The sequence below is a fragment of the Streptomyces sp. NBC_00986 genome (assembly GCF_045162565.1).
Lineage (GTDB): Bacteria > Actinomycetota > Actinomycetes > Streptomycetales > Streptomycetaceae > Streptomyces.
The window spans coordinates 2,015,009-2,039,521 of record NZ_CP108733.1 but is presented as its reverse complement, the minus strand read 5'-3'; the positions used below and the strand labels follow the sequence as shown (position 1 = coordinate 2,039,521).

At 69.2% G+C, this 24,513-nt stretch carries 16 protein-coding genes; 11 read left to right on the top strand and 5 right to left on the bottom strand.

Going from position 1 to position 24,513, the window contains the following annotated elements:
• Window positions 1-12: 12 nt before the first annotated feature.
• Both OG504_RS08940 and OG504_RS08935 read right to left on the bottom strand, forming a co-directional pair.
• Entirely contained in the window at window positions 13-1,014 is a 1,002-nt protein-coding gene (locus OG504_RS08940) for a LacI family DNA-binding transcriptional regulator (protein ID WP_405989277.1), read from the bottom strand.
• A 79-nt stretch (window positions 1,015-1,093) separates the two neighbouring features.
• Complete coding sequence (locus OG504_RS08935; RefSeq protein WP_405989276.1) at window positions 1,094-2,449, bottom strand: GH1 family beta-glucosidase; 1,356 nt, start codon at window positions 2,447-2,449, stop codon at window positions 1,094-1,096.
• 265 nt (window positions 2,450-2,714) lie between these two features.
• Here OG504_RS08935 and OG504_RS08930 point away from each other — a divergent pair, with 265 nt between their 5' ends.
• Together OG504_RS08930 and OG504_RS08925 are read left to right on the top strand one after the other, a co-directional pair.
• A complete protein-coding gene (locus OG504_RS08930; protein ID WP_405989275.1) occupies window positions 2,715-4,991 on the top strand; it encodes a glycoside hydrolase family 9 protein in 2,277 nt (758 codons plus the stop codon).
• A 115-nt stretch (window positions 4,992-5,106) separates the two neighbouring features.
• Window positions 5,107-6,216, top strand: coding sequence for a glycoside hydrolase family 6 protein (locus tag OG504_RS08925; protein ID WP_405989274.1), 1,110 nt, complete (start codon window positions 5,107-5,109; stop codon window positions 6,214-6,216).
• A gap of 54 nt (window positions 6,217-6,270) precedes the next feature.
• On the opposite strand, the gene OG504_RS08920 is transcribed toward OG504_RS08925, so the two are convergent.
• Both OG504_RS08920 and OG504_RS08915 read right to left on the bottom strand, forming a co-directional pair.
• A complete protein-coding gene (locus OG504_RS08920) occupies window positions 6,271-8,232 on the bottom strand; it encodes a DUF2264 domain-containing protein (RefSeq protein ID WP_405989273.1) in 1,962 nt (653 codons plus the stop codon).
• Complete coding sequence (locus OG504_RS08915) at window positions 8,229-9,311, bottom strand: LacI family DNA-binding transcriptional regulator (protein ID WP_405989272.1); 1,083 nt, start codon at window positions 9,309-9,311, stop codon at window positions 8,229-8,231. The genes OG504_RS08920 and OG504_RS08915 overlap by 4 nt, the downstream gene beginning before the upstream one ends.
• 269 nt (window positions 9,312-9,580) lie before the next feature.
• Here OG504_RS08915 and OG504_RS08910 point away from each other — a divergent pair, with 269 nt between their 5' ends.
• The 3 genes from OG504_RS08910 to OG504_RS08900 are packed head-to-tail and all read left to right on the top strand — an operon-like array spanning window position 9,581 to window position 12,988.
• Entirely contained in the window at window positions 9,581-11,071 is a 1,491-nt protein-coding gene (locus OG504_RS08910; RefSeq protein WP_405989271.1) for an ABC transporter substrate-binding protein, read from the top strand.
• Window positions 11,072-11,080: 9 nt separating this feature from the next.
• Window positions 11,081-12,076, top strand: coding sequence for a carbohydrate ABC transporter permease (locus OG504_RS08905; RefSeq protein ID WP_405989270.1), 996 nt, complete (start codon window positions 11,081-11,083; stop codon window positions 12,074-12,076).
• 42 nt (window positions 12,077-12,118) lie between these two features.
• Window positions 12,119-12,988, top strand: coding sequence for a carbohydrate ABC transporter permease (locus OG504_RS08900; protein WP_405989269.1), 870 nt, complete (start codon window positions 12,119-12,121; stop codon window positions 12,986-12,988).
• A 36-nt stretch (window positions 12,989-13,024) separates the two neighbouring features.
• Here the strand turns inward: OG504_RS08900 and OG504_RS08895 are convergent, their stop codons facing one another.
• Window positions 13,025-14,026: a glycoside hydrolase family 43 protein gene (locus OG504_RS08895; RefSeq protein ID WP_405996283.1), complete on the bottom strand. Its 1,002-nt coding sequence runs from the start codon at window positions 14,024-14,026 to the stop codon at window positions 13,025-13,027.
• A 212-nt stretch (window positions 14,027-14,238) separates the two neighbouring features.
• On the opposite strand from OG504_RS08895, the gene OG504_RS08890 reads away from it, so the two are divergent.
• The 6 genes from OG504_RS08890 to OG504_RS08865 all read left to right on the top strand — a co-directional run bounded on the left by OG504_RS08890 (window position 14,239) and on the right by OG504_RS08865 (window position 24,493).
• Entirely contained in the window at window positions 14,239-16,056 is a 1,818-nt protein-coding gene (locus tag OG504_RS08890) for an ABC transporter ATP-binding protein (RefSeq protein WP_405989268.1), read from the top strand.
• Window positions 16,057-16,281: 225 nt separating this feature from the next.
• Window positions 16,282-17,631 carry an extracellular solute-binding protein gene (locus OG504_RS08885; protein ID WP_405989267.1) on the top strand — a complete coding sequence of 450 codons (1,350 nt, stop codon included), beginning with the start codon at window positions 16,282-16,284 and terminating at the stop codon, window positions 17,629-17,631.
• The gene (locus tag OG504_RS08880; protein ID WP_405989266.1) at window positions 17,628-18,626 is read left to right on the top strand and encodes a carbohydrate ABC transporter permease; all 999 of its coding nucleotides are present in this window, start codon (window positions 17,628-17,630) and stop codon (window positions 18,624-18,626) included. Before OG504_RS08885 ends, OG504_RS08880 begins: the two co-directional genes overlap by 4 nt.
• On the top strand, window positions 18,623-19,480 hold the full coding sequence (locus tag OG504_RS08875; protein ID WP_405989265.1) for a carbohydrate ABC transporter permease: 858 nt from the start codon (window positions 18,623-18,625) through the stop codon (window positions 19,478-19,480). The genes OG504_RS08880 and OG504_RS08875 overlap by 4 nt, the downstream gene beginning before the upstream one ends.
• 34 nt (window positions 19,481-19,514) lie before the next feature.
• A complete protein-coding gene (locus tag OG504_RS08870) occupies window positions 19,515-21,044 on the top strand; it encodes a glycosyl hydrolase family 28 protein (protein WP_405989264.1) in 1,530 nt (509 codons plus the stop codon).
• A 119-nt stretch (window positions 21,045-21,163) separates the two neighbouring features.
• A complete protein-coding gene (locus tag OG504_RS08865; protein WP_405989263.1) occupies window positions 21,164-24,493 on the top strand; it encodes an alginate lyase family protein in 3,330 nt (1,109 codons plus the stop codon).
• Window positions 24,494-24,513 lie beyond the last annotated feature (20 nt).

Sequence of the window (24,513 nt, the reverse complement as noted above, 5' to 3'; positions counted from 1 at the left end):
ACGGCCGCCGCGTCACGCGGATTCCCTGATCACCAGCTCCGTCGGCAGGATGAGGGGCGTCGGCTGCTCACCGGCCAGCACGCGCACCAGCATGCGGGTCATCTCGCTCCCGAGGGCCACGATGGGCTGGCGGATCGTCGTCAGGGCGGGCTGGGTGTGCCGGGCGGTGAGGATGTCGTTGAAGCCGACGACCGCGACGTCCTGCGGGACGGACCGGCCGCGCTCGCGCAGGACGTGCAGGGCGCCCGCCGCCATGGCGTCCGAGGCGACGAACAGCGCGTCCAGGTCCGGGTGTTCGTCGAGGAGACGGACCGTCGCGGTGGCCCCGCCCAGCTCGCTGAAGTCACCGTGCGCCACGCGGTGGTCCTCCAGGCCGGCCAGGGCGACCGCCTCGCGGAAGCCCAGGTAGCGGGCGACACCCGCGTGCATGTCGAGCGGGCCGGTGACGGTGGCGATGGCACGACGGCCCGTCGAGATCAGGTGCTCCACGGCCTCGCGGGCCCCGCCCCGGTTGTCGGCGTCCACGTACCAGCGCGGCGCCTTCTCGAGGGAGCGGCCTCCGTGCACGACGGGGACGTTCCCCGCCTCGGCCACCTTCGACAGCGGATCGTTCTCGCGCAGGGCCAGCAGCATGACGCCGTCCGCACCCCGGGACTGGAGGATGCGGGTGAGCCGGGCCCGGCCCCGCTCGCCCGCGGCCAGGATCAGCAGGAGTTCGAGGTCGGTCTCCTCGATGACCGCGTTCACGCCGGTGATGACCTCCGCGAAGAAGAGGTTGGCGAACAACGCCGGATCGTCGCTCGAGATCGCCAGCACCACCGCGCCGCGCCGCTGCGAGGCGAGCGAACGGGCCGCCACGTTCGGCACATAACCCAGCTCCGCCACGGCACTCTCCACCGCCTGCCGCGCCTTCTGGCTCACATGCCGACGGTTGTTGATCACACGCGAGACGGTTCCGACGGACACCCCGGCGCGCAGCGCCACCTCGTCGAGCGTCGGCGGCCGTGTGGTCATGGGGGGCGACTCCAGTTCGTACGGAAGGGATGGGGGACGGAAGGGGCGGGCGGTAGCAGCACTGTAAGCGCTGACGGAGTCACAGGCCGCCGCGCCGGATGACCCCGGCGTACCAGTGGGCACTGTCCTTCGGCGTACGGCGCTGGGTCGCGTAGTCGACGTGCACGATGCCGAAGCGGGGCCCGTAGCCGAAGGACCACTCGAAGTTGTCGAGGAACGACCAGACGAAGTAGCCCTTGAGCGGCACCCCTTGGCCGATCGCCCGTGCGCAGGAACGGAGATGGGCGTCCAGGTAGGCGATCCGGTCCGCGTCGTGCACCGCTTCGTGCTCCCCGTCCGGCTCGACCACGTCGTCGAAGGCGGCACCGTTCTCCGTGATGTACAGGGGTACGGCCGGATAGTCGGCCTTGAGGCGCAGGAGGAGGTCCAGGAGCCCGCGCTCGTCGATCTCCCAGCCCATCGCCGTCTTCGGTCGACCGCCGTCGGCGACACGGGCCGACGGCGAGCCCACATAGGCGGATTGGACCGGTCCACTGCTGCCCGCGACGAGCATCGGCGCGTAGTAGTTGATGCCCAGGTGGTCCAGCGGCGCCCCGATCCGCTTCAGGTCGCCGTCGCGGATGTGGTCGGTGCCGGTGACCTCGCGGAGGTCGCCGAGCACGTCGTCGGGGTACGCGCCGCGCAGCAGCGGGTCGAGGAAGAGGCGGTTCTGCATGCCGTCGACACGGCGGGCCGCGTCCAGGTCGGCGGGGTCGGTGCCGAGCGGGGTGACATGGGTGAGGTTGAGCGTGATGCCGATGTGCGAGGCGCCCTCCCGTAGCGCCTCCGTCGCCAACCCGTGGGCGAGCAACAGGTGATGGGCGGCGCGTACGGCGGCGGCGGGCTCGCGGCGGCCAGGGGCGTGGCGGCCCGTGGCGTAGCCGAGGAAGGCCGAGCACCAGGGCTCGTTGAGGGTGGTCCAGTGGGCGACACGGTCGCCCAGCGCCTCGTGCGCGAGGGCCGCGTACTCGGCGAACCGCTCGGCCGTGTCCCGCACCGGCCAGCCCCCGGCGTCCTCCAGCGGCTGGGGCAGGTCCCAGTGGTAGAGGGTGGGCCACGGCTGGATGCCATGGTCCAGGAGGGTGTCCGTGAGCCGGCGGTAGAAGTCGAGGCCGCGCTGGTTCACCGGGCCGGAGCCGGTGGGCTGGATCCGGGGCCAGGCGAGCGAGAACCGGTAGGCGCGCAGGCCGAGTTGGGCCATCAGCGCGATGTCCCCGGGGAAGCGGTGGTAGTGGTCGGCCGCGACGGCTCCGGTGTCACCGCCCCGGACGGCGCCCGGGACGGCCGCGAAGGTGTCCCAGATGGAGGGACCCCGGCCGTCCTCCGCGACCGCGCCCTCGATCTGATAGCTCGATGTGGCGGCGCCCCACAGGAAGCCGGGATCGAACGTGCTCACTGAGGTGAACCTCCGTCTGCGGGAATTCTTCCTGGCATGTGATGGAACTGGGGTGACGCCACAGCTCGGCCGGTTCCTGTGCGATGCCTCCGAAAGAAACTGGAAGCGCTAACAGTCACAGGGTAGGAGTGGGACGTTCACTCTGTGAAGGGTCCCGACGAGGAAAAGGCTTCTGTGCGTTAAGACTTGACAGCCTCGTCGGCCCCGCTCACCATCTGGCACTGACGCCGCACCGAGCCGACCCTGTCACCGAGAAGGGCTCGGTATGTTCCGCAGGACCAGCTTCCGTAAGACCAGATTCCGCAGGACCAGATGGGCCGCGGTCCTCCTCGCGCCCGCCCTGACCGTCGCCACCCTGGCCGCGACCCCCGTGCTTCCCGTGACGTCCGCGCAGGCCGCCGACGCGCCCTACGAGCGGGTGCTCAACGGCACGTTCGACAACGGCAGGACCTCGTGGTGGAGCAGCGGCAACACGCCCTCCACGGTCGACCTGGGTCGCCTGTGCGCCGACGTCCCCGGCGGGACCGTCAACGTCTGGGACTCGATGATCGGCCAGAACGACATCCCGCTGGAGACCGGTCAGCCCTACACCCTGCGCTTCACGGCCTCCGCCACCCGGGACGTGTCGATCCACGCCGTACTGCAGCTGCCCGCCGCCCCGTTCACGACGACCTTCAACAAGACCGCCGCGATCACCACCGCACCGAAGACCTTCCAGTTCACCGGCAACTCCACCGTCGCCAACCTGCACGCCCAGCTCTCCTTCCAACAGGGCGGCGCCGCCCAGCCGTTCACCCTCTGCCTCGACGACGTCTCCCTCACCGGTGGCGCGACACCCCCGGGCGGCGGACGCGACTTCGGCTCTCCGGTGCGGACGAACCAGTACGGCTACGCGGTCCACGGTCCGAAGGAGGCGTCGATCGTCAACTCATCGACGAAGCCCGTGCGTTGGAGCCTGCTCGACGACTCGGGTGGGGTGGTGAGGACGGGACGCACCCGTGTCCAGGGCACGGACACCGCCTCCGGCGACCATGTGCACATCGCCGACTTCAGCTCGGTACGCAAGGCCGGTACGGGATACACGCTCGTCGTCGGCGACGCGACCAGCTATCCGTTCGCCATCGCGGAGAACCCCTATATCTCCCTGCGGAAAGACGCGTTGGGGTACTTCTACGACGTCCGCAGCGGCACGCCCATCGAGGCGCAGTACGCCGGTGACGCCTACGCGCGTCCCGCCGGACACGTCGGCGTGGCTCCGAACAAGGGCGACACCAACGTGCCCTGCCTGCCCGGCACTTGTGACTACTCCCTTGACGTCCAGGGCGGTTGGTACGACGCGGGCGACCAGGGCAAGTACGTCGTCAACGGGGCCCTTGCGGACTGGCAGTTGATGGACTCCTACGAACGCTCCCGTGCCGAGGGCGACACCGCCGGCCTGCGCGACGGACTGCTGAGCATCCCCGAGAACCACAACGGCGTCCCGGACGTACTCGACGAGTCCCGTTGGGAGACGGAGTTCCTGCTGAGCATGCAGGTTCCGGCGGGCGAACCGCTGGCCGGCATGGTCCACCACAAGGTCCACGACCTGGCGTGGACCGCCCTGCCCACCCGGCCCGACCAGGACTCCCAACCCCGTTACCTGCACGCCCCGTCCACGGCCGCGACCCTCAACCTGGCAGCCGCGGGCGCCCAGTGCGCCAGGGTCTGGGCCCGCTACGACGCGGCTTTCGCCCACACCTGCCTGACCGCCGCCGAGACCGCCTGGAAGGCCGCGCTCGCCCACCCCGACGTGTACGCCCCGAGCAGCGACAGTGTCGGCGGCGGAGCGTACGCCGACACGGACGTGACCGACGAATTCTCCTGGGCCGCAACGGAGTTGTACGCAACCACGCACGACCGTGCCTACCTTGCCCGCATCGACACGGAGATCACCCCGGCCGGGTTCTCCTGGCGGGACACCGGCGCGCTGGCCGACCTCACCGTCGTCCGGCTGCCGAGCCGTTTCCCCGCCCGCATGGTCGCCGCCGCCCGCAAGCGGGTCCTCGCCGTCGCCGACGGGTTCGTACGCGACGAGCGGTCACAGGGCTACCCGAACCCCAACCTGCCCACCGACGGCGCCTACGTCTGGGGCTCCAACAGCGTCACCGCGAACAACGCCATGGTCATCGCGACCGCCTACGACCTCACCCACCGGGACAGCTACCGCAGCGCCGTCCTGGAATCGATGGACTATCTCCTCGGCCGCAACGCCCTGAACCAGTCCTTCGTCACCGGCTACGGCACCCGGGCCAGCCACAACCAGCACAACCGCATCTGGGCCCACCAGATCGACGCCAACTTGCCCAGCCCGCCTGCCGGTTCGCTCGCCGGCGGCCCCGACTCGGCCCTCCAGGACCCGGTCGCGCAACAGAACCTGGTCGGCTGCGCCCCCGCCACCTGCTACATCGACGACATCTACTCGTACTCGACCAACGAGATCGCCATCAACTGGAACTCCGCGCTGGCCTGGGTGGCGACGTTCGCCGCCGACTCCGCGCGCTGAGCACCGCGGCCTCAATGACCGCACCGCCGTGGCTCCGCCCGCGCTTGGACGAGCGCGGGCGGGAGCCGAGCCGAGGGGCTCGCGGCAGCCCCGCCCCGAGAGATAGGGACGCACCATGCGCTGGAAAGCCCTGCTCAAAGCCAACCCTCTGGGAACCGCCTCACTGAACACCGGCCCGCGGAAATCCGCCGCGTCGAAATCCGCCGCGCTGCGAACCGCCACGCTCAAGACGGCCAAGCTCAAGACGGCCAACCTCAAGACCGCCTCGCTCAAGACCGCCACGTTGCGAACTGCCCTGGTCTGCCTGCTGGTTGCCCCGCTCCCGCTCCTCGCGGCCGGTTCGGCGGCAGCCGCCAGCCCGGTCTCCCTGACGAGCGGCTTCTACTCCAACCCCGACTCCGGCCCAGCTGTCTGGGTCCGCAACAACCCCTCCGACTCCCGCGCCGCCCGCATCCAGTCGGCTATCGCCTCCCAGCCGATCGCCCGCTGGTTCGCCAACGAGAGCGCGGGCATCGGACCGGCCGTGTCCGGCTACGTCGGCGCCGCCGACAGCCACGACAAACTGCCGGTCCTGGTCGCGTACAACATCCCGGGCCGGGACGCGTGCGGCGGCGAGTCCTCCGGCGGTGCGGGCAGCGTGGCCGCGTACCGCACCTGGATCTCCACCTTCGCGGCGGCGGTCGGCACCCACCCCGCCGTCGTCGTCATCGAGCCGGACGCCCTCTCGGACTTCAGCTGCCTGACCAGTGCACAGATCAGCGACCGCCTCGCGATGCTCTCCTACGCCACCCAGATGTTCCAGCAGAAGGCACCCAATACCTGGGCGTACCTGGACGCCGGACACACCAACTGGGTGGACCCCGCGACCATGGCGAGCCGCCTGAGGTCGGCCGGCGTGGCCAACATCCGCGGCTTCTCCCTGAACGTCTCGAACTTCTACACCACCCCGTCCTCGGAGACCTACGGCAACTCGATCAACTCGGCGCTCGGCGGCACCTCCCACTTCGCCGTCGACACCAGCCGCAACGGCAACGGCTCCAACGGCGAGTGGTGCAACCCCGCCGGACGCAAACTCGGCGTCACTCCACGGGTGGGAGGTGCCGAGGACCTGCTCCTGTGGGTCAAGACACCGGGCAACTCCGACGGGCAGTGCGGCGTCGCACCGACCGTGCCCGCCGGTCAGTTCAGTCCCGATCTCGCCGTCAGGCTCATCGACGGCACGTGATCGCGGTGTGGGGCGTGGGCCCCTGACAGCCCGCGTCCCACCCCGTCCCGTTCATCAACTCGGCGGCTCCAGGCGGACGTTGTCCAACGTCCCGTCGGGCCAGGTGACGGCGGCGAGGGCGCTGCCGTCACCGTCGTAACAGACCTCCAGCCGTACCGTTTCGGCGGCACCCGGCCCCGCGGCCACTCCGGAGAGGCAGACCAACGCTGCGTAGACCGCGCCCAGTTGGACCTCCGCCGTCGTAGCGAGCCAAGGTGTCGCCGAGTGCGGCCCGAAGGCGTTGGCGTCGCGCGTGGTGGCGATGCCCGCCTCGTCGAAGCCGCGCAGCCCAACCACCGTGCTGGAAAGGCCGGTCGGGCTGCGCACCCACGCGGCCGGCTGGGGCAACAGGTGCACGTCCGGCGGTTCGGTCGCGGCCAGGCAGTAGCCACCGAGCCGCAGCCGCAACGGCTCCCGCACCGACCCGTCGACCCGAACGAGCCGCACCTCCAGCGGCCCGTTCAGCACGGACGCCGTCGTGATCCACGGTCCTGTACGGAAGTTGGGCGCGGGATCGTGGGCGTACGGAGCGGGTACCGGACCGGCCGGCCAGTGCGCGCGATGCCGGGAGACCGCCGTACGCACACCCAGGTGCAGCCGGGTCAGCGGTCGGCGATGCGAGGGCCGTCCCTCGGCGTCGAGCAGCGCGATGTGCGAGTCGAGCGGGTCGTTCAGGCTCAACTCCGTGCTGTCGGGGGCGGCGTGGGAGGAGTAGGCGAGGCGGCTGTAGACCGGGTCGTCCGCCTCGGAGGCGGTGGCGTCACCGAAGGCGTGGTCGCTGCCGTGGTTGACGACGCGTACGACACCGTCCGCCGCCGTGCCGGAGACGAGCCACCCCGGGGCGGTCAACGTCCGTCGCACGTCCCGGGTTTCGATCGGCAGGGCCTCCTCCTTCTCCGTCCACACCGGGTGTTCCGCCGACAGGACCAGCCCGGCGAAGCCCTTGCTCGACCAGTACGGTGAGCCGGGCCCGGAGTACGGCTGCCGGATGGACGTGAACTCCCCGTGCCAGCCCAGCGGTTGGAGCCCGCGCCCGTCGAAGCAGCCGGCCTCGGTGAAGTGCCGAAGGACTCCGCTCGCCAGGCGGCGGGTACGGCCCGCCGGCAGGGGAGTGGCGTCGAAGACGGCGCCCGCCCACAGCGGGCAGAGCATCGCGTAGCGGTACGTCAGGGAGCGGCCCTGGTGCACCGGGGCGCCGTCGGCCGCCACCAGATGCTGGGCGTCGGCCAAGTAGCGGCGCAGCCGGGCCCGGTAGCGGGGGAGCAGGGCGGGATCCACGTCGGCGCCGGAGATACGGCAGTACCAGAGCGGGTAGTAGTGCATCGCCCAGCCCGAGTAGTAGTCGAAGTGCCGCAACGGGCCGCCGGTGCCGCCTCCGTCGGAGTACCAGCCCTTGCCCGCGTACCAGGCCTCGGTGCGCGCGATCGCGTGGTCGACGTCGGGCGCGCTCCAGGGGGCGCCGACCGAGCGCAGGAACGCCGATGTGATCGCCCTGAACCAGACCCAGTTGTTGTCGGGAACCTCGCTGCCGAGCAGCTCCGTCATCCAGGCGACGATCCGTTGCCGTACGCCGTCGTCGAGCCGGTCCCAGATCCAGGGCCGGGTCTCGTGCAGCGCGATCGCCACCGACGCGCACTCCACCTTGGCCTGCCCGCACTCGCGCATGCCCGGCCAGTGTTCCGGCGAGTGCGGGTCCGTGCCGGCGGTCAGGCCCTCGGCGTACCAACTGGCGTGGCCGTGCGGGTCGTTGTCACCGGACTGGGCCAGGCGGAAGCCCGCGAGGAGGAAGGTGCGGGCGAAGCCTTCGAGGCCGTCGCTGTGCCGGCCGTTGCGGCTGGCCGGGCCGGGGAGATGGAGCAGGGCGTGGCGGTCGGTGGCGTACGGGCGGACGGCGGTCAGTTGGGCGTCGGCCAGCGCCTCCCAGTGGGTACGCGTCCAGCCGGTGTGCGGGGAGAGGAGCCGGTCCTCCGGTATCAACTGTCCACCTTTCCAACGGTGTTGAGGCGGGCCGGGGGCGCCACCGACTGGCGTACGACGACGTGTGAGCCGAGCACCACGCGGCGGCTCGGCGGGTCCATGGGGCGGCGGTGCAGGGCCAACCGGGTCGCGGAGCGGCCGAGTTCCTGCTGCGGGACGTGCACCGTGGTCAGCCGGGGGTAGAGGTCCTCGGCGAGCGGGATGTCGTCGAAGCCGACCACGGAGAGGTCGTCGGGGACCGAACGGCCCAGGTCACGGGCGGCGGCGATGGCACCGGCCGCGCTCATGTCGCTGGCGCAGAAGATCGCGGTGGCGTCGGTGTCGGTCAGCAGACGGCAGGCCGCCTCGTAGCCGGACTCCCGCGTCATGTCGCTCTCGGCGACGAGCGCCGGGTCGGGCTTGACGCCGTGCGCGCGCAACGCCCGTTCGTACCCTTCCAGACGCTGGCCCGCCACGCTGAACTCGTGCGGGCCCGCCAGATGGGCCACCCGGGTGTGCCCGGCGGACAGCAGATGGCTGGTGGCGGCGAAGGCGCCGCTCTCCATGTCGCACTCCACGACATCCACCGGCGCCTTCGCACCGCCCTTCCATGGCCGGGCGCAGAGCACCAGACGTGAGCCCGCCCGCTCCAACCCCTCGGCGGCGGTGGTGAGTTGGGTGAGATGCTCCTCGGTCTCGGCCATGCCGCCGACCAGGATGATCGCCTCCGCACCCCGCTGACGCATCAGCTCGATCACCGACAGCTCGCGCTCCGGGACGCCCTGGGTGGAACAGACCAGGCAGACGCGACCGTCGGCGACGGCCTGTTCCTCCACTCCGGAGGCGACGTTCATGAAGAACGGCGAGGTGATGTCGTTGACCACCATCGCCACCATCCCCGAAGCCGTGTTCAGGGAGCGGGCGTTGGCGTTGACCACGTAGTCGAGGTCCTGCACGGCCTGCATGACCCGCTCGTGCGTCGCCGGGGGAGCGGTGTACGCCCCGCTGAGAATCCGCGAGACGGTGGCGACGGACACGCCCGCACGCGACGCCACGTCACGGATCGTCGCCCGGCCTGCGGAACCCCGACCTTGAGCCATGCTCTGCATCTCCTCGCCCCGGTGAACTGCCGATGTAAGTAACACCGATGAAAAAGTTACACAACTGGCGAGAGTTTCTCTACGCCCAAGATGCAGGCACCTGTTGGAAGTTGTCCAGGATCGCCGAACCTCTTGACGGCTGCGAGACCTGCCCTTAACGTCCCGGTTACTGTAAACGGTTCAGTGAACGTTACATGCCGCTCGGCATCCCCTGGCATGCGCTTCGCATCCCCACCGCATCCCTCTTCTCCGCTTCGGAGGAACACCAGATGACTTCGTCGAACGTCTCCAGACGCGGCCTCCTGCGCACCGCCGCACTCGGCGCCGGCACCCTCGCCCTGGGCGGCGGCCTGAGCGCGTGCGGCTCCGGCTCCCCCTCGTCGTCGGCGGACGCGCTCACGTACTGGGACTGGTACGTCACCCAAGCCCCTTGGGTGGACAAGGAGATCGAGCTCTTCGAGAAGGGCCACAGCGGCGTCAGCGTCAAGAAGACCACCCAACAGAACGCCAAATACCCGGACTTGGTCGCGCTCGCCAACCGCAGCGGCAACCCGCCGGACGTCTTCATGATTCCGCAGGTCCCCAGCGTCGCCGAGCAGGTCGCCAAGGGCTGGCTGTACCCGCTCGACGAGTGGGCGACGCCGGCATGGCAGTCACGCTTCCCCGAGGGCACCTTCCTGGAAGGCGCCAACGTCTTTGACGGCAAGGTCTATTCGGCCCCGCTCAAGGGGTCCGGCCCGCAACTCCAGCTCTACATCCACCACGGCGTCTTCAAGTCCGTCGGCCTGACGAACCCCGACGGCAGCGTCAAGATCCCCCGCACCTGGGACGAAGTCACCAGCGCCGCCCAGACGATCACCAAGAAGAGCGGCGGCAAGTCGTACGGCTTCGGCTTCGGCAACGCCGACGGCATCGGCGTCCTCGCCTGGTGGCTGGACCTGTTCGTCCGCGGAGCCGGCGCACCGGGCGGCGCCCCCACCGTGCCCGGCACCGGCATGGACTACCGCGTCGGCAAATGGACGTTCGGCACCGACCGCGCGTACGCCGACTTCCTGGAGCTGTTCGTCGAATGGAAGAAGCGCGGCTTCTTCCACCCCAACTCCGTGAGCCTGTCCGACGAAGCGGCCCGCGCGTTCTTCGAGCGCGGCAAGTTCGGCATGACCGTCGGCGGCGTGTGGAACCAACCCGAGTGGACCCAGCACAAGTTCACCGACTACAGCCTGGTCACCCTGCCCTCGCCGACCACGACACCGAAGGGCTTCTACTACGCCGACCCGGTCGGCAACGGTACCTTCGCCGCGGTCTCCGCCAAGAGCAAGAAGGCGCACGAGGGCTTCCAGTGGCTGGACGCGCTGACGTCACCCGCCGCCGGACGCCGCTGGGTGCAGGACCTCAACGGCGTCTCCGCCCACCCCGCCGACAACGACCCGGACGGCATCGACTCCAAGCCCTTCGCCGCCTTCATCGGCATGACCGAGCAAGTGCTGCGCGGCCCGGTGCCCCTCGTGCGCAACCCGGAGCTGGCCGGCGTCGCGCCCGGTGTCCCCAAGCCGGACATCAGCGATGTGGTGACCGGCGTCTACACCGGTCAAATCAAGGACGTACAAGGCGCGTTGACCAGCCTGGCCGACAAGAAGTTCCAGCTCCTGTCCGACGCGGTCGCCGCGGTGGCCAAGCAGGGCAAGAAGGTCAGCACGTCCGACTACGTCTTCCCGGACTGGGACCCCACCAAGCCGTACACCACGAAGAAGAAGGCGTGAGCCGTCACCATGTCACTCCTCGACACCCGCGAGCTCCGGCGAACGCCCCCGACTCCACCCCCGGTCGCCGCCCGCCCCGGCCTCGGCCGCCGCATCCGCGCCGCCAAGTGGTCGTACCTCTATCTGGCCCCCATGGCCGTACTCCTGCTGGCCTTTGTGGTCTACCCGATCTTCGCGTCCTTCGGCTACACCTTCTACCGCTGGAACGGCATCGGCGAGCCCGGCAACTACGTGGGCCTGGCCAACTTCCGGCAGATCCTGAGCGACAGCATCTTCTGGGGCGCGGTCGAGCACACCTTCGTCTACGCCTTCGTCCTCGTCCCGGTGCAGCTCCTGCTGGCGTTGGCGCTCGCGCTGGTACTGAACAACCCGAAGCTCAAGTTCGCGCTGTTCTTCCGGACCGTCTACTTCATCCCCGTCGTCACCTCGGCCGCGGTCGTCGGTGTCGTCATCCAGCTCATGCTCGCCAACTTCGGTGATTCGGCGGGGAGTCTGCTCGCCAAGACCGGCATGACCGACGGGCACATCGACTGGCTCGGCGACCCGCACACCGCGCTCGCCGTGATCATCGCGATCGGTATCTGGCACACCCTCGGCTACAACCTCGTCTACTTCCTCGCCGGACTGCAGACCATCCCGGCCGAGTTGTACGAGGCGGCGAAGCTCGACGGCTGCGGACCCGTGCAGTCCTTCTTCCGCATCACCATCCCGATGCTGCGCCAAGTCGGCGTCGTCATCGTGGTGTTGGCGTTCATCGGCAGCTTCCAGGTCTTCGACCTGGTGCAGGTCCTCACCGGCGGCGGCCCGTACTTCGCCACCGAGGTCGTCAACACGTACATCTACCACCTGGCCTTCGGTGGCTCGGCCGGCGCCGCCGCGCAGCCCGACATCGGCCTGGCGTCCGCCGCCTCGTTCCTCTACGGACTGCTGCTCATCGTGTTCTCCGCGCTCCAGGTCCTCGCCCTGCGCGGGATCAGCCGACGGCGCACGGCCGCCAACCAATAAGCCAACCGGTCAACGGCCGCCAACCAGCAAAGGGTCACGTCGATGTCCACACTGTCCCAACGCCCGCGCCTGCGAACGCAGTTGAGCCTGCGCCGAGGCCGACGCGGTCTGCTCTATCTCGCACTGCTCGGCGGCGGCCTCGTCTGGCTCTACCCGTTCCTGTGGGCGCTCGGCAGTTCACTCAAGAGCACCGACGGCTTCTTCTCCGGCGGGCTCAACCCGATCCCGTCCGAGTTCCACTGGTCCAACTACAGCGAGGCCTGGACCCAGGCCGACTTCAGCAAGTTCTTCGTCAACACGGTCCTGTTCGCGACCGGCACGGTCATCGTCACCCTGCTCGCCACCTCCATGGCGGGCTACGTCCTGGCCCGCACCGACTTCCCCGGCAAGAAGATCTGGCTCGGTCTCGTCGGCGTGACGCTGTTCCTGCCGCACGGCTACACGATCATCCCGGTCTTCGACCTCATCCAGCGCCTCCATCTCCTCAACACCCTCTGGTCGGTGGTCATCGTCCAGTCGGCGGGCGGGATGGTCTTCGGCACCTTCCTCTTCATGGGCTACTTCACGACGATCGACCGGGGCCTTGAGGACGCGGCCCGCGTGGACGGAGCCAACTTCCACCAGATCTTCTGGCGGATCATGCTCCCGCTCTCCGGACCGATGCTGGCGACCGTCGGCCTGTTCGCCTGCATCAACGCCTGGAACAGCTTCTTCATCCCCCTGGTCTTCACCCTGTCCCGGCCCGAACTCCACACCCTGTCCGTGGGCATGTTCAACTTCATCGGCCAGAACTCCACCGCGTGGACCCTGGTGTGCGCGGGCTCGGTCATCACCCTGCTGCCCATCGTCCTGATCTTCATCGTGCTGCAGCGCTTCTTCATCAACGGGCTGGCGGGCGCGGTCAAGCAGTAACGAGCAGTGGCCGCAAAGAAGTTGGGAGCAGCTGGATCACCCGCCGCCGTCCAGATCGACGCGCTGCCGCAGCACTCGCAACTCATCACCGACGACGTCCATCTCGTACAACTTCCCCCGCGCGTTCTCGAACGGCCGGTGCAGGATCATCATCAACTGCCCCTCGAACGTCCGGAACAGCATCCCGTGCCCGCTGTCCTCCCGCACCAACGGCCGCTCCTGCCGCCAAGGCCCTTGGATCTCACCGGACTTGGAGACGGCGTAGGTCTGGACGTAGCCCCCGGTGAGGCTGCCGTCCGCGCCGAGGACGTTCTTCTCGTACGTCGACCAGAGCATGAGCAGCGACCCGTCGGGGGCGCGGTACAGCTGCGGTCCGTCCGTGACGTACGGCGGGAGTTGGTGCGGTGCGCCGGCCGGGATCTCCTCGCCGATCCAGGGCGCGTCCGAGGCCTTGAACAGGAAGACCGGGTCGCCGACCGTCCCGGTCAGGTCCGGGGCGAGCCGGATCGCCTCCATCGTGCCGTCGACGGTCTGCAGCCACTCGTGCGCGTACACCATCCACGGCTGCCCGGACGGGTCGACGTACAGCGTGCCGTCCAGGGTCATGAGGCGCTCGGGCGGGGTGGGGCGTCCGGGGTCGACCGATGTGAAGGGGCCGAGCAGGGATTCGGACACGGCCGTGATCGTGCCCCGCCGATGGTTCGCGAGCTGAAACGGTGTGCCCCACCGGCCAGTTGGGGGCACCGGCAGCGGACTGCCCTCGTCGTGCAGCGTGGTGAACAGGTAGTACCTGCCCTGCCACGCGTGCACCTCCGGCGCCCAACCACCGTCGCTCGCCCAGAGGTTGTCCTGTTCCGCCGCCAGGAACACCACCACGGGACGCGTCCAGTCACGCAGGTCACGGCTCCGGTAGACCATCGTGCCGACGCCCTCCACCCCTGACACGGAAGGGTCGTTGGACGTGTAGAGGTAGTACGTGCGGGTCGTGTCGTCGGCGACGACGAACGGATCGTGCAACGGCATGTCGGGAAGCCGCATCGGTCCGCCGGTGGGCCGCGTCGGTTCGCTGTCCGCAATGATCGCCACGGTCGCAGAATACGTCGGCACGGTGTCCCCGCAAGCCCCTCAACGCCCCCTCCGCACCCCTGCTGTTGAGGGAAAAACGCTTGGACTGCACGGACGCCGTCGCGGGACACTGCCAGTCCTGGCCAGTCCGTATGCCGGGCGTTGGACGACACCCTGGGGTGGGGATGGGATCGCCTGAATCGCGCGACGTCGGGCCGCGCAAGGGCTCGGTGTTACTCGCACTTCGTTACTACGGACGGGAGTTGGCCCGGCTCCGCCGCTGGACCGCGCCCGCGACTCTGCTGCCCGCGGTGGGCAACATCGGCATCAACTACATCGCGCCGCTGATCGTCGCCAAGCTCGTCGGCCGCATCGCCGCAGACGCGGACATCAGCGTCCGCACGACACTGCCGTACGTCCTCGGGTTCGCCGGAGTGCTGCTGCTCGCCGAGGTGTTCTGGCGCCTCGGACTGCACTGTCTGAACCGGCTGGACGCGCTCGGCATCGAGCACCTGTATGTGATCGGCATGGACGAACTCTTCGCCAAGGACGCCGCGTTCTTCCACGACAACTTCGCCGGGTCGCTCACCAAGAGGGTGTTGAGCTTCGCCTCCCGCTTCGAGGAGTTCGTCGACACGATGACGTTCCAGGTGGTGGGCAGCCTGGTCCCGCTGCTGTTCGGCTCGGTCGTGCTGTGGCGCTACGAACCACTGCTCGTCGTAGGCCTGTTGGCGATGATCGCGCTCACCGCCCTGGTCGTCGCCCCCCTCATCCGGCGCCGCCAGGCACTCGTCGACCTGCGCGAGGAGGCCATCGCCCGGGTGTCTGGCCATGTCGCCGACAGCCTGATGAACATGGACACGGTCCGCGCGTTCGCCGCCGAGGAACGCGAGGCCGCCGAACACCGCTCCCGCGTCGCCCAGTCGAGGCGCCTCACGCTCCGCTCCTGGGACTACGGCAACCTGCGCATCGACACCCTCGTCGCGCCGCTCTCCGTGCTCACCAACGCGCTCGGCCTGCTCCTCGCGGTGGCCCTCGGCGGCGGTGAACACGGCGTCGAGGCGGTCGTGGTCGCGTTCACGTACTACACGAACGCGACCCGGATCATGTTCGAGTTCAACCAGATCTACCGGCGCCTGGAAAGCTCGATGACCGAAGCCGCCCAGTTCACCGAGCTGTTGATGGCCCCGCCCACCGTGGTCGACCCGGCCTCGCCCGAGCCGCTGCGGTCCCGGGCCACCGACGTGCGCTTCGAGAACGTGACCTTCGCCCACGCGGGCGCCGACACCCTCTTCGACGGGCTCGACCTGACCGTGCCCGGCGGCACGAAGATCGGCCTCGTCGGCCGGTCCGGCGGCGGCAAGACCACCCTCAGCCGACTGCTGCTGCGGATGACGGACATCGACGCCGGCCGCATCCTGATCGGCGGCCAGGACATCAGCAAGCTGCGCCAGGCCGACCTGCGCAGCCTGATCGCCTACGTCCCGCAGGACCCGGCGATGTTCCACCGCACCCTGCGCGAGAACCTCACCTTCGCCCGGCCCGACGCCACCGACGCCGAGGTCCGCCGGGCCGCCGAGGCCGCGCACGTCACCGAGTTCGCCGACGCGTTGCCGGACGGATTCGAGACGATGGTGGGGGAGCGCGGCATCAAGCTCTCCGGCGGACAGCGCCAACGCGTCGCCCTCGCCCGCGCGATCCTGCGGGACGCCCCGATCCTGCTCCTCGACGAGGCGACCAGCGCCCTCGACTCCGAGAGCGAGATCCTCGTCCAGGAAGCGCTGTGGCGGCTCATGGAGGGCCGGACCGCACTCGTCGTCGCCCACCGACTGAGCACCGTCGCCGGCATGGACCGGCTCGTCGTCCTCGACCGCGGCCGGATCGTCGAACAGGGCGCGCACCAGGAGCTGTTGGCCGCGGACGGCGCCTACGCGAAGCTCTGGCGGCACCAGTCGGGCGGCTTCCTCGACGACACCCCCGAGCAGGCCGCCGACCTGCACTGACGGCCCGAACAGCGGCCGGACTCCCGGCAGTTCGGCCATCGGATTCCCGGGGCTTCGGCCCTGCCTGGTCGACAACCGGTTTCTAGGCGACCACGTTCCGGACCTGTCTCGCCGAGGTTACCCAGTCTTTTCGAAAGTTCGCCCAAGGCCTTGACGCCGTTTCCGAGCCGGAAGAAGCTCTGCCCCAACGCGTGACAACCGGTTTCTATTGGAGGTGGTGCGGTCATGCACCCACGTGCTGGTGCGCCCCTGAGCCGCCGACGATTTCTCGCCCTCTCGGCGAGCGGTGCGGCGGCCGGCGCGGCGGTGCTCAACGGCTGCGCCCTCCAGGTGTCGACCGGGGTGAGCGGTGCGGGCGAGACCGTCACGGTGATGGTCAAGGACGGCGACATCACCACCGACCAGATCACGCAGGCCCACAAGGACCTTGGCATCAAGATCCACCTGGTGCGCTACGACCTCACCAAGCTGATCGCGATGATGACCACCGGTGCCCCACCGGACCTGGTGCGCGGCGTCGGCGCCGTGGACGCCCCGTACTTCGTGGCCCGGGACGTCGTCGAGAACCTCGACCCGTACTTCGCCGCGAGCACCGTCCTCAAGGTCGACGACCTCGATCCGGTCAACGACCTGTGGCGCTACGACGGACACACCCAGGGCAAGGGTCCGCGCTACGGCATGGCGAAGGACTTCTCCCAGGACTCCATGTACTGGTACAACACCGCGCACTTCGACACAGCGGGCGTCGCCTACCCGTCGGAGACTCAACCGGTCACCTACGAACAGTGGTTGGAGGACGCCAAGCGCCTCACCCGGCGCAAGAACGGGCAGACGACCGTCTTCGGCGGCAGCTACAACGGGCTCAACGCCCCTGGTCTGCTGGCCGGGTTGACGGCCGCCGCCGGTGGCAACCTGTTCAGCGACGACTTCTCCCGCGTCGACTTCACCACCCCCGAGGCGCGCAAGGCGCTGGCCTGGTACATCGACTACTGCCGGGCCAAGGTCGGCCCGAGCCTGATCCAGCCCGACCCCAACGGCTGGGACGGGCCCACCTATCAGGCCGGCCGGATGGCCATGACGGGCAGCGGCTACTGGCTCGGCGGCATGATCGACACCGACAGGAAACTGGCCCGGGTGTCCCGGCTCGCCCCCGCCCCGGTCTTCGCGGGCGGCCCGCGCCTGAGCCCCTGTCAGGGCGGCACCGGGCTGTGGATGCCGAAGAAGGCCCCCAACAAGGACGCCGCGTGGCGGGTCTTCGAGTGGTTCTTCGGCGAGGCACCGGCCAAGGAACGCGCGTCGAGCGGCTGGGGCATCCCGAGCCTGAAGTCCCTGCGCCCCTTGATGCCCAGTCAGGAGTCGTACCAGAAGCGGGTGTTGCGGGTGCAGGAGGCCGAGCTGAAGCACTTCTCGGTGACCGCCTTCACGCCCTACGCCTCGGCCGACGCGCTCGCCGCCCTCTTCAACCAGGCCGCCCCCGCCGCCATGTCGGGCGGGATCACCGTCGACACCCTCGCGGGCCGGCTGAACTCGTCCATGAACGAGCAGCTCAAGCGCGGTAAGGAGCAAGTGGGATGACGGTCGATCAGATCACCTCGGTCACGGGCCGCCCCGGCTCGGCCGCGAGCGGTGAACGGGCGCGGGCGGTACGGCAGCCGCGGACCACCGCGACCGGGCGCAGGCACCGCGCGTTCTACATGTTCACCTCGCCCTGGATCGTCGGCTTCCTGCTGCTGACCGTCGTCCCCATGGCGTACGCGCTGTGGCTGAGCTTCACCACGTTCGACGGCATCTCCCCGCACTGGCGCTACGTCGGCCTCGGCAACTACCGTGAGCTGGTCTCCGACTCGGTGACCTGGCACGCGCTGGGCCGCACGGGACTGTTCGCGGTGACCTCCGTGCCGTTGTCGATCGCGGCCGGGCTCGGGCTCGCGGTGCTGGTCAACCGGCCGCTCACGGCACGCGGGTTGTTCCGTACCCTGCTCTATCTGCCCGCGGTGGTGCCGCCGGTCGGCGCGGGCATCGCCTTCAAGCAGCTCTTCGACCAGAACTCCGGTGCCGCCAACGGGGTGTTGAACATCTTCGGCATCAACGCCCTTGGCTGGCTTGCCGATCCCTACGCCCGTTACGTGCTGCTGATGAGCGTGCTGTGGGGCGCCGGAAACGTCATGATCATCTCGCTGGCTGGGCTCCAGGACGTACCCCGTGAACTCCACGAAGCGGCCCGCATCGACGGCGCGAGCGCCTGGCGGACCTTCCGCAGCATCACCGTGCCGCTGCTGTCGCCGGTGCTGCTCTTCCAGACCGTGACCGGCGTGATCGCCTCCGTGCAGACCATCATGCCGCTCCTGCTGGCCCCCGACGGCACCACGGGCGGCGTCACCGCCATCCCGCAGTCCAACTACCTCTACATGATGCACGTGTTCGCGGAGTACTTCGCGCTCGGCCGCTACGGCTACGCCTCCGCACTGCTGTGGGTGCTCTTCGTCCTGATCCTCGCCGTGACCGGACTCATCTTCAGGTTCACGTCCGGCGTGGTCTTCTACAACGTCGCCCCGGAGGCCAACAAGTGAGCGCCGTCAGCCCGTTGGCGAAGTCCCCGGTCCGGGTACGGGCGGGCCGCCTGGTCCTCTACACCGTCCTCGTCGCCGTCACCGGCTTGTTCCTCGGCCCCTTCGGCTGGCTCGTCCTCGCCGGTCTGAAGACCCCCGCCGAACTCGCGGCCTCGCCCGTGCACTGGCTGCCCCAGCACATCCAGTGGCACAACTTCGCCGACGCCTACCAACTCATCGACTTCCTCGGCTACGCCCGCAACTCCCTGATCATCGCGACCATTTACGCCACGCTCGTCACTCTCAGCTCGGCGTGGGTCGGCTTCGGTTTCGCCCGCCTCTCCGCACCCGGCAAGAAGACCCTGTTCGGCATCCTGCTCGGCTCGATGATGCTGCCCCAGATGATCACCCTGCTGCCGACCTACCTGATCTTCGCGAAGCTCGGCATGGTCGACATCTACTGGCCGTGGGTGCTGTGGGGACTGGCCGCCGCGCCGTATCTCGTCTTCCTCTTCCGGCAGTTCTTCGCGGGCCTGCCAAGGGAGTTGGAGGAGGCCGCGATCGTCGACGGCTGCGGCTACGCCACCATCTTCTGGCGGATCTTCCTGCCGCAGTCCTGGCCGGTCCTGAGTGCGAGTTTCGTGATCGCCTTCACGTGGACCTGGGGCGACTACATCGCCCCGCAACTCCTCCTGTCCACCGACCGCACCACCCTCGCGGTCGCCGTCATGTCCACCTACGTCACCTCGGCCGGCACCCCGGTCGCCGACCTCCAGGCCGCCGCCTCCGTGATGTACGTCGTCCCGATCCTGCTGGTCTTCCTCGTCGCCCAGCGGGGGTTCGTCGCCGGGATGTCCACGACCGGCCTCAAGTAAGCCCTCTTCTCGCCCTGTTGCAAGGAGTCGCACCATGAACACACCCCTGTCCCGTCGCACCGCCCTCCAAGCGGCCGGCGCCACCGCCCTCGCCGCCGGGCTGACCGGCCTGACCGCCACGGCGGCCCACGCCGGTGGCGGCCACAACTCCCGCCCCAAGCTGGTCACTTACCCGCGTCCGGCGACCATGCCGACCAACACCAGCTTCCAGGTGCGGGTCCGCAGCACCCCGCACGGCGCCTGGCAGACCCTCGACATCTACCGGCCGCAGTTCGAGGAGATCAACGCCACCACCGGGTCGGGCAAGGTCTACAACTCGTCGATGGCGTACTTCGACTTCGACGGCTCGGTCGAGATCGAGGTGACGTACCTCAAGGGCGGCACCACCAAGGCCCGGGTGAGACCGGACGCGCTGGGCATCACGCCCGAACTCCTCGGCGACACCCTGCGGTTCACCCTCGACGAGCCCAAGGACGTCGTCGTTCAGATCAACGACGAGATCTTCGACGCCCTCCACCTGATCACCAACCGCGTCGAGCACCACACCCCGTCCCCCGACGACCCGAACGTCATCTACTTCGGCCCCGGCGTCCACACCGTCACCGGCAACGTCCTCACCGTCCCCAGCGGCAAGACCGTCTACCTCGCGGGCGGCGCCGTCCTGACCGCGCAGGTCTACTTCAAGGACGTGGAGAAGTCCCGCCTCATCGGACACGGGGTGCTCTACAACAACCCCGGTGGCGCGATCCTCAGCGAGGGCAGCAAGAACATCCGGATCGAGAACGTCATCATCCTCAACCCGGCCGGCTACGCGGGCACGTTCGGCGAGAGCGAGAACGTCCACGTCACCAAGGCGCGGGCGTTCAGCTCGAAGGGCAACGGCGACGGCTTCGACGTCTTCTCCTCGACCGGGATCACCTTCGACGGCTGTTTCATGCGCAACTCCGACGACTGCATCGCCATTTACTGCCACCGCTGGGACTACTACGGCGACACCCGCGACATCACCGTCAGGAACTGCACCCTGTGGGCCGACGTCGCCCACCCGATCAACGTCGGCACGCACGGCAACTCCGACGCCCCCGAGACGATCGAGAACCTCGTCATCAAGAACATCGACGTCCTCGACCACCGCGAACCCCAGATGAACTACCAGGGCTGCATCGCCCTCAACCCCGGCGACTCCAACCTGATCAAGAACGTCCACATAGAGGACGTCCGGATCGAGGACTTCCGCTGGGGCCAGGTCATCTACATGAAGGTCATGTTCAACACGAAGTACAACACCTCGGTCGGCCGCGGCATCGAGGACGTGTACGTCAAGAACCTCAGCTACACGGGCACGCATGCCAACCCGTCGCTCTTCCTCGGCTACGACGCCGAACACGCGATCAACAACGTCACGTTCGAGAACCTGGTGATCAACGGGCTGGTCGTCGCCGACTCGATGAAGAAGCCGAGCTGGTTCTACACCACCGACGAGATCCAGTGGTTCTACAACGAGCACGTCACCAACCTGAAGTTCCTCACCACCGCCGAGGCCGAGGCGGCCGCGGCGTCATGACGATCCCTGTACCTAGACGCTCCGCTAAAAGTGTCGGGAGGGGTCTTCGGTCGGCTGCGGCGTCGTCGTGGCTGGTCGCGCCGTTCCCCGCGCCCCTTAAAAGCGCTGCCGAACCGCAGGTGACTACTTCGGGTCCGCTCAGCCGCCGAGGATTCCTCGGCGGTGCCGCGGCCTTGCTGTTGGCCTCGGGTGCGAGCGGACTGCTCGTGCCCGGCACCGCGCGGGCCGCCGAGAACCACACTGCGGCTTTCACCCACCCCGGTCTGCTGCACACCGCCGATGACCTCGCCCGTATGAAGGCGGCGGTCGCCGCCAAGCAATCTCCGGTCCACGACGGTTACTTGGCGCTCGCCGCGAACGCCCGGTCCTCCTCGTCGTACGCCGTGCAGAACACCGGCCAGATCACCACCTGGGGCCGCGGCCCCGCTAACTACCAGAACCAGGCCGTCGCCGATTCGGCCGCCGCCTACCAGAACGCCCTCATCTGGTCCGTCACCGGAGACACCGCACACGCCGACAAGGCCCGCGACATCCTCAACGCCTGGTCCGCCTCGCTTACCGCCATCACCGGAGCCGACGGCCCCCTCGGCGCGGGCCTCCAGGCCTTCAAGTTCGTCAACGCCGCCGAACTGCTCCGCCACACCGGCTACGACGGCTGGACCGCCGCCGACATCGCCCGCTGCGAGGAGTCCTTCCTCCGCGTCTGGTACCCGGCCCTGTCCCCCTACACCCTCTACGCCAACGGTAACTGGGACCTGACGTCCCTTCAATCCCTCCTGGCCATAGGTGTGTTCTGCGAGGAATCCACCTTCTTCTACGACGCGCTCCGCTTCGCCGCGGCCGGCGCCGGCAACGGCAGCGTCCTCCACCGCATCGTCACCGACGCCGGCCAGGGCCAGGAGAGCGGACGGGACCAGGGCCACGAACAGCTCGCGGTGGGCCTGTTGGCGGATGCCGCGCAGGTCGCCTGGAACCAGGGCGTCGACCTCTGGGGCTTCGACGACAACCGCATCCTCGCCAACGTCGAGTACGCCGCCCGCTACAACCTCGGCGGCGACGTCCCCTTCGTCCCCGACCTCGACCGCACCGGCAAGTACATCAAGACGGCGGTCTCGGCGACTTCTCGCGGCACCCTGCCGCCCATCTACGAGATGGCGTACGCCCATTACGCCGGTGTGCGCGGCCTGGACACCCCGTATACGAAGAACGCCGTCTTCCGAGGCACCGGCGGAGTCCGCGCCATCGAGGGCAGCAACGACGACCTCCCGAGCTGGGGCACCTTCGCCTACGCGGGTGCTACGACCCCCTCGCCGACTGTTCCTTCACCACCGGCCGGTGTCACGGCGGTCGGCAACGACCGTTCCGTCACGGTGACTTGGCTGCCGGCGACCTGGGCCGACGCCTACACGGTCCTACGGGCCACCGACGCGGACGGCCGCTACGAGAAGATCGCGTCCGGCGTTGCCCGGCCGACGTACACCGACCGGAACGTGCACGCGGGGCGGACGTACTACTACACCGTCGCCGCCTCCAACGCCCTTGGCGGGAGCAGCAGTTCGGCATGGGCGGCCGCCTCCGCCGGTCTTCCCTCGCCCTGGTCGACCCGGGACGTGGGTGGGGTGAAGATCCCCGGTTCCGCCGCCTTCGACGGCGAGCGCTTCGTCCTGGAGGCCAGCGGGACCTCCGACACCTACCGTCTCGTCCATCTCCCGTTGCGCGGCGACGGTACGGTCACCGCGCGGATCGTGTGGCCGCTCAGCTCGCAGTACTCCAAGATCGGCGTCACCGTCCGCGCCTCCCTCGACCCGGACGCGGCGCACGCCTCGATGCTGATCCAGGGGCTGCCGCTGCACACGTGGAGCGGGGTTTGGACGGCACGCCCGTCGAGCGGTGCGGGCATCTCCGCGACCGGCAGCACCCCCGTACCGCCCTCCCAGCAGCAGGCGATCACGGTGAACGCGGCCTTCCCGATCTCCAGCCTCGGCACGCTGCCCGAGTCGGCAACGCCTCTGGAGGCGCCGTACGTTGAAGGCGCGGGCGACGGATACCGGCTCCGGGCGCCCTACTGGGTCCGCGTGACCCGCAAGGGCGCGCGCTGCACCGGCGCCATCTCCCCGGACGGCGTCCACTGGACCGAAGTCGGCTCCACCGACGTCGAGTTGGGCCGCACCGCATACGCCGGGCTCGCCCTCACCTCCTGCCTCGGCGTTGACGAGGACTACGCCGAGACCGGCACCGGCGCCTTCGACAACGTCACCGTGACCTCCTCGTCCGGCACGGTCTGGCGCGTACCCCGCCCGGCCCGCACCGCCACTGACCTACGGGCCGAAACCGGCGCGGACGCAGTCGAGTTGGCCTGGACCGACCCCGACCTCTCCGCCGAGTACACGGTGCTGCGCGCCACGCGCACCGGCGGACCGTACAAGACCCTTGCCACCCGCGTCGGCCCGGTCGGCTTCGGCACCCGCATCCGGTACGCCGACGCGACGGGGACGCCGGGAACGACGTACCACTACACGGTCGCGAAGACCAACACCGGTGGACGCGGGCCGCGTTCGGCGCCGGCGCTGGCCGTGATGCCGACCCCGACGCAACCCCAACTCACCTCGGCCACCGCCGCGTTCACGAACCAGGGCACTGCTTTCCAGTATTTGCTGCGGGCCTCACACGAGGCCGTGCGGTTCACCGCAGTCGGCCTGCCCGCCGGTCTCCGCATCGATCGCCGTACGGGCCTGATCTCCGGAATTCCCACGGAGACAGGCGATTTCACGGTCGCGACGACCGCCGCCAACGCCTCCGGAACCACGACCGGCTCCCTCGCCCTCGCGGTCGGCACCGCGCCGCCCGCGCCGTGGACGTACGGCGATCTCGGCGACACCGTGCTCGACGACCGTGCCTTCGGGACGCTGGGCGTGGTGGCGATCACGACGCCCGGGAGCACGTCGTACGACGGCGGCACCTTCACCGTGCGGGGCGCGGGTGTCGACCTGAACGCCAACGGCCAGGGAATGACAGGGCAGTTCGTACGGCGGACCGTCAGCGGTGACTGCGAGGTCGTCGCCCGGATCGTCTCCCGTAGCGGTGTGACCACCGACCGGGTCGGGCTGCTGATGGCGAAGTCGTTGTCGCCGTTCGACCAGGCCGCCGGGGCGATCGTCACCGGCGGGACCGGTGCCCAGCTCATGCTCCGCAAGACCGTGGCCGGTGCTTCCGCCTTCACCGGCGGAGCCGCTGTCACCCTCCCGACCCTGCTGCGGCTGAAGCGCGTTGGGACCGCCTTCAGCGCGGCGCTGTCCACCGATGACGGTGTCACCTGGACCCCCCTCGCCGACGGAGAGATCCCCGGCTTCGGTGACGCCCCCTACCACGTCGGGCTGGTGGTCTGTTCGCGCAGCCAACTGGTCCGCTGCACCACCGAGTTCGACGAGGTGAGCATCACGCCCACCTGATCCTTCATGGATTGGAGATG